The organism is Rhizobium tibeticum (genome assembly GCF_900110205.1).
Classification (GTDB): Bacteria; Pseudomonadota; Alphaproteobacteria; order Rhizobiales; family Rhizobiaceae; genus Rhizobium; species Rhizobium tibeticum.
The window spans coordinates 126,252-140,223 of record NZ_FOCV01000014.1; the positions used below are offsets into that span (position 1 = coordinate 126,252).

Genomic DNA, 13,972 nt, shown 5'->3' on the forward strand with positions numbered 1-13,972 from the left:
AGCCGCGGCCTCAGCCGACAGCGGGTTAGGAGAAAATCGAACGCCACTGTTTACCAAATCCGAACGATTCATTTGTTTCCCTTTTGTACTCTTTGCCTCTTCACTTTCGCAATGACTCTCGCCATATTCCGCTCATGGCCAAAACTCCGAAGAAATCTCCCGCCCCGAATGGCTTCGAGGAAGCCCCACAGCCGTCTTTTGAAGGCGCCCCTCTTGAGGGTTCCGTCGCCGACTGGGTGAAGCAGCTGGAAGCCGATGCGGAGGCCTCCGGCGTCGAGACCCAGCGGCAGATCGCCTCAAAGGCGGGCAAGCATCGCAAGAAAGTGGAGATCGCCGCGTCGAAATCCGCACGCGGCACCTCGATGGGCGGCTCGACTGACCCGAAGACCCGCGCGGCGGCCGGCCTCAACCCGGTTGCGGGCATGGATACGACGCTGGAGGAGGCCGCCTCGCTGCAGGCCGGCACCGCCGTGACCGCCACTGTCGAGGCACTGTCGGCGCTGATTGAAAGCGGCAACCCGCTGCACAAGAACGGCAAGATCTGGACGCCGCACCGCCCTGCCCGGCCGGAGAAATCCGAGGGCGGCATCTCGATCCGAATGGACAGCGAATACCAGCCCGCCGGCGACCAGCCGACCGCCATCAGGGACCTCGTCGAGGGCCTGGAGAACGGCGACCGTTCCCAGGTGTTGCTCGGCGTCACCGGCTCCGGCAAGACCTTCACCATGGCCAAGGTGATCGAGCAAACGCAGCGCCCGGCGCTCATCCTGGCGCCGAACAAGACGCTTGCGGCCCAGCTCTATTCAGAGTTCAAGAACTTCTTCCCTGATAACGCCGTCGAGTACTTCGTCTCCTATTACGACTACTACCAGCCGGAAGCCTACGTCCCGCGCTCCGACACCTATATCGAGAAGGAATCCTCGATCAACGAGCAGATCGACCGGATGCGCCACTCGGCGACGCGCTCGCTGCTCGAACGCGACGACTGCATCATCGTCGCCTCCGTGTCCTGCATCTACGGTATTGGCTCGGTCGAGACCTATACCGCCATGACCTTCCAGATGAATGTCGGGGACCAGCTCGACCAGCGCCAGCTCCTGGCCGACCTCGTCGCCCAGCAGTACAAGCGCCGCGACATGGATTTCCAGCGCGGCTCCTTCCGTGTCCGCGGCGATACGATCGAGATCTTCCCGGCCCACCTGGAAGATGCGGCTTGGCGCATCTCCATGTTCGGCGACGAGATCGACGCCATCACCGAGTTCGACCCGTTGACCGGTCAGAAGACCGGCGACCTGAAATCGGTGAAAATCTATGCCAATTCGCACTATGTCACGCCGCGCCCGACGCTGAACGCTGCCATCAAGTCGATCAAGGAGGAGCTGAAGGGCCGCCTCGTCGAGCTTGAGAAGGCCGGTCGCCTGCTGGAGGCCCAGCGTCTCGAGCAGCGCACCCGCTACGATATTGAAATGCTCGAAGCCACCGGCTCCTGTCAGGGCATCGAGAACTATTCGCGCTACCTCACCGGCCGCGACCCAGGCGACCCGCCACCGACCTTGTTCGAATACGTCCCCGACAACGCCATCGTCTTCATCGACGAAAGCCACGTCACCGTGCCGCAGATCGGCGGCATGTACCGCGGCGACTTCCGCCGCAAGGCGACGCTGGCCGAATACGGCTTCCGCCTGCCCTCCTGCATGGACAACCGGCCGCTGCGCTTCGAGGAATGGGACGCGATGCGCCCAGACACCATCGCGGTCTCGGCCACGCCAGGCGGCTGGGAGTTGGATCAGTCCGGCGGCGTCTTCGCCGAACAGGTGATCCGCCCGACCGGCCTCATCGACCCGCCCGTCGAGGTCCGCTCCGCCCGCAGCCAGGTCGACGACGTGCTCGGCGAGATCCGCGAGACCGCGGCCAAGGGCTACCGTACCCTCTGCACCGTGCTCACCAAACGTATGGCCGAAGACCTCACCGAATACCTGCACGAGCAGGGCGTGCGCGTCCGCTACATGCACTCCGACATCGACACGCTGGAGCGCATCGAGATCATCCGCGATCTCCGCCTCGGCGCCTTCGACGTGCTCGTCGGCATCAACCTTCTGCGCGAAGGCCTCGACATTCCCGAATGCGGCTTCGTCGCCATCCTCGATGCCGACAAGGAAGGCTTCCTGCGCTCCGAAACCTCGCTGGTCCAGACCATCGGCCGCGCTGCAAGAAACGTCGACGGCAAGGTCATCCTCTACGCCGACAACATCACCGGCTCGATGAAGCGGGCGATGGAGGAAACCGGCCGCCGCCGCGAAAAGCAGATGGCCTACAATGCCGAACACGGCATCACCCCGGAATCGGTCAAGGCGAAGATCTCCGACATCCTCGACTCGGTCTACGAACGCGACCACGTCCGCGCCGACATCTCGGGTGCGTCAGGCAAGGGCTTCGCGGACGGCGGAAACCTCGTCGGCGCCAACCTGCAGACCCATCTCAACGCGCTTGAAAAACAGATGCGCGACGCCGCCGCCGACCTGGACTTCGAAAAGGCCGCGCGCCTGCGCGACGAGATCAAGCGCCTCAAGGCCGTCGAACTCGCAGCCATGGACGACCCTCTGGCCCGCGAAGAATCCAGGGCGATGGAAGGCGGCCGCCCTCGGCCTTCGAGGGGCGCTGCGCGACCGCCTCAGGATGAGGACGGAGCGGCGACTGCAGCGGGTAGCCCTCGGGCTGGGGACGCAGCAGCGAGCCGTGGCCACAGTGAGAGCCCTCATGGTGAGGAGGACCAAAGGGCCGTCTCGAAACACGAGGGCGGGCGAGGAACCTCCTACTTCGCCAAGCCCGGCCTCGACGACATGGGCCCGGGCACCGACACCGCAACGCCCCTCTTCCGCAAGCCTGACCTCGACGAAATGGGCCGCGACATCGCCGAGCCCGCGCGCAAGAGCCTCTTTCGCCGCAACAGCCTCGACGAAATGACCGTCGGCCGCACCGAAAAACCGGTCAACGGCGCGCTGCCGGAAAAGCCAGGGGAATCGATCGGTACGAAGAAGCGCGCCTCGCCGCTTCCCTCTCCGTCGTCATTCTCGGGCGAGCCCAGCGAGAACCGAGGACCCACCGACGACCCGCGCCCCCTCGTCCGCGGCAAGACGGGCATTGGCTCCTACGAGGATCCGGCCGAGCAAAAGCGCAAGGGCAGGACAAAGGGGAAGACCGGGCGACCGGGGCGCTGACCTGCCCGTCTTCCCGTCATCCCGGGCTTGATCCGGGATCCATTCACCCGAACCGAAAATGGCCTTCGCGCGATGGACATCGCGCCGCAGACTGCAAAGGGCCGGCAACCCAAAGCAAGGATCAAACCACGGGTCAAACCAGCCGCGTGAGGGCGAAGCCGCGCCCCGTCGCCATCTGGGGACCGGGCGGACAACGAGGGGGACCGACATGGCAGACGCCGGAAGCGCAGCGACCACGGGCGAAGCAACCAGGAGCGAATAGGAATGCCGGATCGGCGAGACTACACCACGCTGGCCCTGCACCCGCGCACCGGAGATGCTCGGCATGCCTGAAATCGTCTGCGGGGTGGCAACTGCAGTCCTGCCTGCTGGTCTTCACGCACAACAGGACGCCGCTTTCTACACCATGCTGAGCGATGACGAGCGCAAGTCGCATGACGAGCTGTGCCTATACCATCGACGTCTACGAGGCCGCGCATTTCGGCCGGGTCGGCATCCTCTCCCGCCTGCTGGTCGAGGACCGGACTATCACCACTCGGTGATGGAGCTCGTCCGCCATGCCCTGCCCTCGCGCGATCGCAGCCATCGCAACATCGACGCCGTCCTCCGGATCGAGGCGGAGGGTGCGAAAACGCCGAAACAGCGCCGTTCCGGCACAGAATCCGGAAAAGATACAGTGCCGGCTGTGCATCCTTACCTTTCGTCAAGTGTCTGAATCTTTGGCCATTCCCGGCGCGCGGAATCGCGTGCCACAATATTGCCGCTTGCCTTTTGCTTCGAATGCTGTCACCAAATGCAGCTCTCGGGCATTTGCATGCCGGTGACTGGACTGATGTGGTAACGCCTTCCGGCAGGAAGGCAGCGTGGGGGACACCCGCGTGCGTAGACGTTCTTTCCCCGTTCGTGAACTACTCGACTGACCCTTCGCGCACTGAATCTCGATGAGGGAGCGCGAAAGCTAAAGCCGTCCATTTCCTCTCGGGGGGATGGATACCAGACAGACTAAGGGAAAAGGACTATCCCAATGGCCACCAAAGGCGTCGTAAAATTCTTCAACCAGGACAAGGGTTTTGGTTTCATCACTCCGGATGGCGGCGCGAAGGACGTTTTCGTTCACATCTCCGCGCTCCAGGCTTCCGGCATCCAGTCGCTCCGCGAAGGCCAGCAGGTAACCTTCGACACCGAGCCGGATCGCATGGGCAAGGGCCCGAAGGCCGTCAACATCTCGGCCAACTAATCTAAGTTTCCTGTTTCGGCAGGATGGAACGGCGCTCCGCAAGGGGCGCCGTTTTCGTTTGGGGGATGGGCAGGAGGGCCGCTGAGGACAGCGATCGTCGCAGCGGGCGCCGGCTCGAAGAGGGGCCGCCTTGCCTGACCGCTCTCTAGGCGCCGACCGCTTCCCGCGCGCCTTCGAAATCCACCGCCGCGAAGGCAGCCGCGATCACCTCGGGCCCCGCCCCTATCTTCACCGCATCGGTCGAAAGGATCTGCCGATAGCGCCGCGCGCCGGGCAGCCCGGTAAACAGCCCGACCATGTGGCGCGCCACCTGCTGCATCCGCCCGCCGCTTTCGATATGGCGCTCGGCATAGGCCATCATCCGGTCGCGGATCGCGCCCCAATCAACCTCCTGGGCCGCTGCACCGTAGAATCGCCGATCGACGTCGGCGAGAACAGCGGCGTTCTGGTAAGCCGCGCGTCCGAGCATGATGCCGTCGATATGATTCAAGTGAGCCGCCGCCTCGTCCAGCGTCTGGATGCCGCCGTTGATGCCGATGAAGACATTCGGCCGCGCCTGTTTCATGCGGTAGACGATCTCGTAGTCGAGCGGCGGGATTTCGCGGTTCTCCTTTGGCGACAGGCCCTTGAGCCAGGCCTTGCGCGCGTGGATCCAGACGGCGTCGGCGCCGGCATCGAGCACCCGGTCAAGTAGATCGGGCAGAGCCGCTTCCGGATCCTGCTCGTCGACGCCGATCCGGCACTTCACCGTCACGGGCCGGTCGGCAACCGCCTTCATCGCCTTGACGCAGGCCGCCACCGTCTCCGGCGTCAGCATCAGGCAGGCACCGAAGGTGCCCGACTGCACCCGGTCCGAGGGGCAGCCGACATTCAGGTTGATCTCGTCGTAGCCATAGGGCGCGGCGATCCGGACCGCTTCCGCGAGCTTTGCCGGATCCGACCCGCCGAGCTGCAGCGCCACCGGATGCTCCACCGCGTCGAAGGACAGGAGACGTTCGCGCGGCCCATGGATGATCGCATCGGCCACGACCATTTCCGTGTAGAGCAGCGCATTGCGGCTGATCTGCCGGTGGAAATAGCGACAATGTCGATCGGTCCAGTCGATCATCGGCGCAACGGCGAAGATCGGCCGGCCGGTTTTCAGGGCGTCGGTGTAGAAATTGGATGTCGTCATGCCGCGCTCATAGCGCAAAGGCGGGCGAAACGCCAGTTTTCCCCGCGCAGGGCAGCAATGTCAGGATGCAGGACGACGGCGACGGTCACGTGTTGAACCACGCTTCCCCCCGCGGTCGCTTTCCGTCTAAGATGCGGGGACTCATGAACAGCAAGAGCTCGCGATGTCCCTCCCCGCCACCGTCATCCCCCTGCCGCAACCCGTTCTGCTTCCCGTAGAAGGCACCGCCGAACTCTTCCCGGTGCGCCGGGTCTACTGCGTCGGGCGTAACTATGCCGAGCATGCGATCGAGATGGGGCATGACCCAAGCCGCGAGCCGCCCTTTTTTTTCCAGAAGAACGCCGACAATTTGCTGCCCGCAGGCAGGGATTTTCCCTACCCGCCGCTTTCCAGCGACGTGCATTTCGAGGTCGAGTGCGTGTTGGCGATGAAGGCCGGTGGCCAGGATCTCCCTGTCGAAAGGGCGCTCGACTGCATCTACGGCTACGCCGTCGGCATCGATTTCACTCGCCGCGACCTGCAGGCCGAGGCGAAGAAGCTCGGCCGTCCCTGGGAGGTCGCAAAGGCGTTCGAATATTCGGCGCCGGTGTCGCCGATCGTCCCGGCAAGCAAACTCGGCCACCCCTTGGGCGGACGCATTTGGCTGGAGCTGAACGGCAAACGCGCGCAGGATGGCGACCTCAACCAGATGATCTGGAAGGTGCCGGAGATCATCGCTGAACTGTCGAAGCTTTTCATCCTTGCCCCGGGCGATGTCATCATGACCGGCACGCCAGCCGGCGTCGGCGCCGTGAAGAAGGGCGATGCCGTCGATTGCGGCATCGACGGCATCGCCACGCTGTCGGTCAAGGTGGCCTGAGAGGAGACGCCATGCCTGTCTACGCACTCGCCGGACTGACGCCGGACCTGCCGCCCGCCGGCACCTATTGGATCGCCCCCGACGCGCATGTAATCGGTCAAGTTACGCTTGGCGAGGATGTGGGCGTCTGGTTCGGCGCGGTATTGCGCGGCGACAACGAACCGATCACCGTCGGCAGGTCGACGAACATTCAGGAAGGCGCCATGCTGCACACCGATCCGGGCTATCCGGTGACGATCGGCGAAGGCTGCACCATCGGTCATCATGCGATCGTCCATGGCTGCGTGATCGGCGACAATTCCCTGGTGGGCATGGGAGCCACTCTGCTCAATGGCGCCAAGATCGGTCGCAACTGCCTTGTCGGCGCCAATGCGTTGATCACTGAGGGTAAGCAGTTTCCCGACAATTCGCTCATCGTCGGCTCACCGGCGCGGGTTGTCCGCACGCTCGACGATGCAGCCATAGCAGGGATGCGCCGCTCTGCCGAGAAGTATGTCGGCAACTGGCAGCGTTTCGCGCGCGACCTGCATCCGCTCTGACACCGCCGTCAGAACAGGGGGCCAACGCCGGTGACGTTTGGACGGGGATCTTCACAAGACCGAAAACCGCCGTCAGTTACTTCTGCGCGGCCCCGTAGATGAGGAATTCGCAGCGCACCGTTGCACCCTAAGCCGCACATGTCTCGCACAGACCGCGGATCTCGATCGTGGTCTTCTCCGCCTTGAACTTCTTGCCGCGGGTCCAGTTCATCAGGCGGTGATCGACCTCGTGGTCATGGAATTCCATGACATGCCCGCAGCTTTCGCAGATCGCGAAGGCGACGATGCCATGACTGTGGCAGTTCTGATCCGGATGGGCGCAGGCAACGAAGGCGTTGATGCTCTCCAACCGGTGGACGACACCATACTCAAGCAGCTTCTCCAGCGCGCGGTAGACTTGCAGCGGTGCGCGAAAGCCATGGTCGCGCAGCTTGTCGAGGATCGTGTACGCGCTGAGCGGTCCGTCTGCCTTCTCGAGTACCTCGAAGACGAGGGCCTGGTTTTTGGTCAAAGCAGGTGCGTTCATGAACGTTGTCCTTCCAGGGCCTGCCCGCGCCCGCGCTTCGGCAGCAGGCTCAGGATGAAAAGGATCAGGGCAGCCACGACGATCGACGGGCCGGAGGGCGTATCATAGGTCAGCGAGCCGAACAGCCCGCCGACGACGGCGACGGCGCCGATCAGCGAGGCGAAGACGGCCATGACCTCAGGCGTCGAGGCGAAACGGCGCGCGGCCGCCGCCGGGATGATCAGCAGCGAAGTGATCAGCATGATGCCGACGATCTTCATCGCGATGGCGATGACGACAGCCATCAGCAGCATGAAGAAGAGCCGCGCCCGCTCGGGCCGCAGTCCCTCGGCCTCGGCAAGCTCGGGATTGACCGTAGAGGCCAGTAGCGGACGCCAGAGCCAGGCAATCGCCGCCAGCACGAGAATGCCGCCGCCCCAAATCATGACAATGTCTGTCTTCGAGACCGCAAGGATATCGCCGAACAGGAAAGCGATGAGGTCGATACGCACCCAGCTCATGAAGGCGACCATGACGAGGCCGATCGCCAGCGTCGCATGCGAGAGAATCCCTAGCAACGCGTCCGCAGATAGCGCCTGCCGCTTCTGCAGGAACAGCAGAAGGATCGACACGGTCGCCGCAACAAGGAACACGGCAAGCGTCAGATTGAACTGAAGGAGCAGCGAGAGCGCTACGCCGAGCAAGGCCGAATGGGCAATCGTATCGCCGAAATAGGCCATGCGCCGCCAGATGATGAAGCAGCCGAGCGGGCCGGTCGTCAGCGCCAGCCCGACGCCGGCAAGGATCGCGCGGACGAAGAAATCGTCAAACATGGCGTTCTCCTGCAGGCTGCCTGTGATCGTGGTCGTGTTTGTGATCATCAGTATGATGATCACCGGCGGCATGGGTATGATCGTGATCGTGGCCCTCGTGGCCGTGATGGTGCCCGTCATCGGGATGGCAGTGATCGGTCACCGCGCCGTCCGAATGCAGCACTCGGCCATCCGGCAGATGCGTGTGATCGTGGTGATGGCTGTAGACCGCGAGCGCCTGCGCTGCGCGGCTGCCGAACAGGCGGACATATTCCGCACTCTGGCTCACCGCCTGTGGCGTGCCGCGGCAGCAGACGTGGCCGTTGAGGCAGATAACGGTGTCCGTCGCCGCCATGACGACATGCAGGTCGTGCGAAATCAGCAGGATACCGCAGCCGGTCGTGTTGCGGATCGACCGGATCAGATCGTAGATCGCAATCTCGCCGGAGAAATCGACACCCTGAACGGGTTCATCGAGGACGAGGAGATCGGGCTTGCGGGCGATCGCCCGCGCCATCAAAGCCCGCTGAAACTCGCCGCCGGACAAATGCTGCACTTCCGCGCCTAGCATATGCGACAGTCCGACAGCATCGAGCGCAGCGGCCATGTCGCCTTCGGAGAGCGGCCCAGTCAGCGTCATCAGCCGGCGAATGGTGAGCGGCAAAGTCCAATCGATCGCCAGCTTCTGTGGCACGTAGCCAACCTTGAGACCAGAGGCACGGTCCACCCTGCCCTCGTCCGGCTTCAGCACGCCGATCGCCGTCTTGACTGTCGTAGACTTGCCCGATCCGTTGGGGCCGATCAGCGTGACGATCTCGCCGCGAGAGACGGAGAAATCAACGCCGCGGACGAGCCAACGGCCGTCCCGTCGGACGCCGACATTGGAAAGCGACACCAGCGGCTTCGCTTCGGAATTTGCGGGAAAGGACATCATTTTTCCGAATGTGCTGTTGCGACTTGCTATCGCACACGTTATAGCATAACGCAATTGATGTAATAACATTACAATTGCAATTCAAGCGGAGCACACAGATGAAACTCGCGACGGCCCTTATCCTCGCAGTCCCCACCATCCTGTTTGCCGAGGCGGGCAGAGCGGCCGATGCGCCTGTCGTCGTGACCTCGATCAAGCCGGTGCATTCCCTCGTATCGGCTATCATGCAGGGCGTCGGCACACCCGAACTGATCGTCGACGGTGCCGCCTCGCCGCATACCTACAACATGAAGCCCTCCAACGCGCGTGCGCTTCAGAATGCCAAGGTCGTCTTCTGGGTCGGCCCTGGGCTCGAAGCGTTTCTGGAGAAGCCTCTCGAGGCGATCGGGTCCGATGCGGTCGTCGCCGAACTCGACAAGGCTCCCGGTCTAACGAAGCTCAAATTCCGCGAAGGCGGTGCGTTCGAGCCGCATGATGACGGCGACCACAATGATGGAGACCACCACGACGGCAATGGGCACGACCAGGCCCATACGGATGAGGATCACGATCACGGCGCCTTCGATACCCATCTCTGGCTCGATCCGAAAAATGCAAAAGCGATGGCAGCCGAGATCACGACTACTCTGGTCGCGGCCGATCCCGCCAATGCCCTCACCTATCAGGCGAACGCGAAGACGTTGGACGACCGGCTCGACGCACTCGACAAGGAGATCGCCGGCATCGTGTCAGCGGTAAAGGACAAGCCGTTCATCGTCTTCCACGATGCCTATCAATATTTCGAACACCGCTACAATGTGCAGGTTGCCGGCTCGATCACCGTCAGTCCCGAAACAATCCCAGGCGCCGAACGCATCGCGGAAATTCACAAGAAGGTCGGCGAGTTGGGTGCCACCTGCGTTTTCGCCGAGCCGCAATTCCAGCCGCGATTGGTCGACGTGGTCATAGAGGGCACCAAGGCGAAGGCCGGTGTGCTCGATCCCGAAGCGGCAACGCTCGATGCCGGGCCGGACCTCTATTTCGACCTCATGCACGGCATTGCCAACAGCATGAAGGACTGCCTCGCGCGAGAAAGCTGACACAGGAAAGGCGGGTCCGGAGCCCGCCTTTTCTAGCTCGTCAAATGTAATATTATAACATATCAGAGAGAATAAGATGGATAGGAGACTTCCCGTAACGGTCTTGTCTGGTTTCCTCGGAGCCGGCAAGACAACGCTGCTGAACCACATCCTCGGAAACCGGCAAGGCCTGCGCGTCGCCGTCATCGTCAACGACATGAGCGAGGTCAACATCGACGCAGCCCTCGTGCGCGACGGCGGTGCCAAACTGTCACGGACCGACGAACAGCTCGTGGAAATGACGAACGGCTGCATCTGCTGCACGCTGAGAGATGATCTCCTGAAGGAAGTCCGCAACTTGGCGGAACAGGGGCGCTTCGACTACCTCCTGATCGAATCGACTGGCATTGCCGAACCTCTGCCGGTGGCGACAACGTTCGAATTCCGCGATGAGAACGGCGCCAGCCTCTCCGATGTCGCGAGGCTTGACACGATGGTGACGGTTGTGGATGCCACCAACCTGCTCTCGGACTATGCATCCGCAGACTTTCTGGCTGATCGCGGCGAAACCGCGGGCGACGGCGACAATCGCACCATCATCGATCTGCTGGTCGAGCAGATCGAATTCACCGATGTGATCATCCTCAACAAGATCGGCACCGCGACGCCGGCACAACGCCAGGCAGTGCGTCAGATCATCGTCGGACTTAATCCCGACGCCAGGCTGATCGAAACCGACTTCGGCCAAGTGGACCTTCACGAGATCCTCGGGACGGGACGTTTCGACATCGATCGCGCCGAGACGCATCCGCGCTGGTACAAGGAACTGCACGGCTTTTCCGAGCACGTGCCTGAGACGGAGGAGTACGGCATCCGCTCCTTCGTCTATCGGGAAAGACGGCCCTTCGACCCCGCCAAGCTGCAGCGCTTCTTCGACTCTGCTTGGCCGGGCGTTGTCCGAGCGAAAGGGTTTTTCTGGCTTGCAACGCGCCCTCGTCATGTCGGCGAAGTCAGCCAGGCCGGAGCGCTCCTGCGCACAGCGAGGATGGGGCTGTGGTGGGCGTCGGTACCGCGTGAACGATGGCCGGAGGATGAGCGCTTCCTGGCCACCATAACTCCCTATCTTGACGCGGTCTGGGGCGACCGCCGACAGGAGATCGTCTTCATCGGCAGTGATCCGATGGACGAAGATTGGATACGGCAAAAGCTTGACGGCTGCCTTGTGCCGGAAGAGACCTTTACACCGGAAAAGTGGCGCGCACTGCCGGATCCGTTCGCAAGCTGGGGAGAACATGCTGCGTGACGAAACAAGCCGCAAAAGCCTATCGCTGCCGTTGTGAGGAGTGTGCGCATCTTCCCCCGATAGACGGGCTCACGGCGCCGCAGCCGGTCGAAACACAGTCTGGCGCTGCAAGCCTGCTGGCCGCTTTCGTACAGCGTCTGCTGGAGGCCCGTAAACAAGCGTCCGATTGAATGAGAAGGGCGGCACGAAAGCCGCCCTTTCCTGACGTGGCCGTTTAGCGAATGACGACGTTCGCGATCACACCGTTTACGGCACCGATGAGCAGGAAGTTGTGATCGACCTGCACCCAGCGATACCCGCGTGGCGGAGCCGATAGACGATAGCGGTGATAGTCGCGCACCTCGCGCATATGGCGGCGTTCGACGGGTGTCATGCGGTGACCGCGCGTCCAGCGATACTTCGTAACGTGAACGTCGCGCTCCACGACAACCGGCCGACGATGATCCTGAGCGCTCGCGTCGGTGGTTGCCAGCAGCGGAGCAGCAAGCACGGCAGCCGCGAGAAAGACGGTGGTAAGCTTTTTCATGGGAGGTTCCTGGTGTTGAACACGGCCCGAACCTAGGCCCCAAACGATGAACTGAAACTGAAGTTTAGATTAAACTTCTGTAATGATAACATATATTTAGAAGCATGTTCTAAATTAAGGATTGCGACATCGACCAGCATTTCCGGGCGATGTCGCATATCTATCAAAGCTCTTCGTAGTTGAACCAGTCGAAATCCGCTGTCTTCGCGCGGCCTGAGGTATCGAAGGCAAAGACCCCGGCGAATGCGCCGGTAAAGGAGCCATGCTCGCCTCGCCCGCCCTCATCGGAAACGATGCCCGCATCGAGCACCGGACCGATCGGCTGCCACGCGCCCTTCCCTTCCGTCTGCCAGAAGAACTGCAGGTCGTTGTCTCGGATCTCCATGGAAAGCTGCACTCGTCCCTCGGCCGGAATGGCAACGCCGCTGCCGGCCGGGAAGCTGAGGCGGCTGTTTGGATAATCGCCATCACACGAAAAGACCGTGACACACCGTCCAAGCTTCTCGTGCAGGGTGACGCCGATCGCATGGAACTTGTGCCTGTTGTAATAGTGGGTCAGGCCGGCAACCTGCTGGTAGGTGTCGGGATCGAACTCCACGACAGTCTCCGCCCGGAAGCTGTGGTTCTCCTGGCGACGGGCGACAAGAGACTGTTCGAACCACGAGCCGATGCTTTCGCGCGCGATCAGTCGCAGATGACCTGCGCGATCGGTGAGGTTTAAGATGCGCTCGGGCTTTGGCGTTCGAAGCCACTGGAAATCATCAGGCAGAGTGACGCCATCGAAGGAGTATTCGCTGCGCATTGGCTTCTCGACAGGCACTGCACCGGCCAGTGCCGGCACGGTGACATCCGGAACGGTCGTGCCGTTTTCGAGATAAAGCCAGCCATCCTCCTTCCACACGCACTTCTGCAGGCTCGTTTCGCGGCCGAGCGTGCAGCGACGCTTGGGCGGCAGCGGGCGGCCGCAGAGATGGGTGTGGTAGACCTGACCGTCCGGCGTCTCGACATACTGGCCGTGCCCTGCCCTTTGCAGGATGGCTTCGGGATGATCCTTTGACGTGATCAGGTGCCTGTTCGGGTGCAGCTCGTAGGGGCCGTCAATCGTCCGCGAACGAGCCATCGTGACGGCATGATCATAGCCGGTGCCGCCCTCGGCGGTCGTCAGGTAGTAATAGCCGTTGCGCTTGAAGAGATGCGGCCCCTCGACCAAGCCCAGCGGGCTGCCGGCGAAGATGTTCTTGGTCGGCCCCTTCAGCGAATTTGTCGCCGCGTCCCACTCCTGCAGCAGGATGCCGTCGAAGGCCGGCGACTTCGGCGCACCGCCGAAGCTCTCGGTGCGATGGTTCCACTGCATGTTGAGGAACCACTTGCGGCCGTCCTCGTCGTGGAACAGCGAGGGGTCGAAGCCGGAGGAGTTGACGTAGACCGGTTCGGACCACTTGCCCTCGATATCAGGCGAGGTGACGATGTAGTTGTGCGCGTCCTTGAAATTGCCGTCGAAGCGTTTGACGTCGGTGTAAACAAGCCAGAACAACCCGTCGGCATAAGAAAGACAAGGCGCCCAGACGCCGCAGCTGTCGGGATTGCCGCGCATGTCGAGTTGCGACTGGCGCTCGAGCGGACGCCGCACCATCGTCCAATTGACCAGATCGCGCGAGTGGTGAATCTGCACACCGGGATACCACTCGAAGGTCGAGGTCGCGATGTAATAATCGTCGCCGACGCGGCAGATCGACGGATCGGGGTTGAAGCCCGGCAAGATAGGATTGCGGATCATGGTGACATCTCCTCCCACACACGCTGGATT

General features: G+C 62.4%; 13 protein-coding genes. 7 read left to right on the forward strand and 6 right to left on the reverse strand.

What is annotated here, in order from left to right; translation table 11 throughout:
• Positions 1-134 precede the first annotated feature (134 nt).
• The 3 genes from uvrB to BSG20_RS17170 all read left to right on the forward strand — a co-directional run bounded on the left by uvrB (position 135) and on the right by BSG20_RS17170 (position 4,455).
• Complete coding sequence (uvrB, locus tag BSG20_RS17165) at positions 135-3,218, forward strand: excinuclease ABC subunit UvrB (RefSeq protein ID WP_072376794.1); 3,084 nt, start codon at positions 135-137, stop codon at positions 3,216-3,218.
• 416 nt (positions 3,219-3,634) lie between these two features.
• Complete coding sequence (locus BSG20_RS38410) at positions 3,635-3,760, forward strand: hypothetical protein (RefSeq protein ID WP_280142194.1); 126 nt, start codon at positions 3,635-3,637, stop codon at positions 3,758-3,760.
• A gap of 482 nt (positions 3,761-4,242) precedes the next feature.
• Positions 4,243-4,455 carry a cold-shock protein gene (locus BSG20_RS17170; RefSeq protein WP_018900054.1) on the forward strand — a complete coding sequence of 71 codons (213 nt, stop codon included), beginning with the start codon at positions 4,243-4,245 and terminating at the stop codon, positions 4,453-4,455.
• A gap of 145 nt (positions 4,456-4,600) precedes the next feature.
• Here the strand turns inward: BSG20_RS17170 and dusA are convergent, their stop codons facing one another.
• Positions 4,601-5,599, reverse strand: a complete 999-nt coding sequence (gene dusA, locus BSG20_RS17175) for a tRNA dihydrouridine(20/20a) synthase DusA (RefSeq protein WP_177309851.1) — start codon at positions 5,597-5,599, stop codon at positions 4,601-4,603.
• A 193-nt stretch (positions 5,600-5,792) separates the two neighbouring features.
• Between dusA and BSG20_RS17180 the strand changes: the two genes are divergently transcribed.
• Both BSG20_RS17180 and BSG20_RS17185 read left to right on the forward strand, forming a co-directional pair.
• On the forward strand, positions 5,793-6,488 hold the full coding sequence (locus BSG20_RS17180; protein ID WP_072376792.1) for a fumarylacetoacetate hydrolase family protein: 696 nt from the start codon (positions 5,793-5,795) through the stop codon (positions 6,486-6,488).
• Positions 6,489-6,499: 11 nt separating this feature from the next.
• Positions 6,500-7,027, forward strand: coding sequence for a gamma carbonic anhydrase family protein (locus BSG20_RS17185; protein WP_072376790.1), 528 nt, complete (start codon positions 6,500-6,502; stop codon positions 7,025-7,027).
• A gap of 127 nt (positions 7,028-7,154) precedes the next feature.
• Here the strand turns inward: BSG20_RS17185 and BSG20_RS17190 are convergent, their stop codons facing one another.
• Genes BSG20_RS17190 through BSG20_RS17200 form a run of 3 tightly spaced genes read right to left on the reverse strand, consistent with a single transcriptional unit; the run spans position 7,155 to position 9,275 of the window.
• The gene (locus BSG20_RS17190; RefSeq protein WP_024312884.1) at positions 7,155-7,553 is read right to left on the reverse strand and encodes a Fur family transcriptional regulator; all 399 of its coding nucleotides are present in this window, start codon (positions 7,551-7,553) and stop codon (positions 7,155-7,157) included.
• Positions 7,550-8,365, reverse strand: a complete 816-nt coding sequence (gene znuB, locus BSG20_RS17195) for a zinc ABC transporter permease subunit ZnuB (protein WP_072376788.1) — start codon at positions 8,363-8,365, stop codon at positions 7,550-7,552. Before znuB ends, BSG20_RS17190 begins: the two co-directional genes overlap by 4 nt.
• Positions 8,358-9,275, reverse strand: a complete 918-nt coding sequence (locus BSG20_RS17200; protein ID WP_072376786.1) for an ATP-binding cassette domain-containing protein — start codon at positions 9,273-9,275, stop codon at positions 8,358-8,360. Before BSG20_RS17200 ends, znuB begins: the two co-directional genes overlap by 8 nt.
• 101 nt (positions 9,276-9,376) lie before the next feature.
• Here BSG20_RS17200 and znuA point away from each other — a divergent pair, with 101 nt between their 5' ends.
• Both znuA and zigA read left to right on the forward strand, forming a co-directional pair.
• A complete protein-coding gene (znuA, locus tag BSG20_RS17205; protein WP_072376784.1) occupies positions 9,377-10,357 on the forward strand; it encodes a zinc ABC transporter substrate-binding protein ZnuA in 981 nt (326 codons plus the stop codon).
• 76 nt (positions 10,358-10,433) lie between these two features.
• A complete protein-coding gene (gene zigA, locus BSG20_RS17210) occupies positions 10,434-11,639 on the forward strand; it encodes a zinc metallochaperone GTPase ZigA (RefSeq protein WP_072376782.1) in 1,206 nt (401 codons plus the stop codon).
• Positions 11,640-11,853: 214 nt separating this feature from the next.
• Here zigA and BSG20_RS17215 read toward each other — a convergent pair whose 3' ends face one another.
• Entirely contained in the window at positions 11,854-12,165 is a 312-nt protein-coding gene (locus tag BSG20_RS17215) for an RcnB family protein (RefSeq protein WP_072376780.1), read from the reverse strand.
• Positions 12,166-12,328: 163 nt separating this feature from the next.
• Entirely contained in the window at positions 12,329-13,942 is a 1,614-nt protein-coding gene (locus BSG20_RS17220; protein WP_072376779.1) for a glycoside hydrolase family 43 protein, read from the reverse strand.
• Positions 13,943-13,972: the final 30 nt, after the last annotated feature.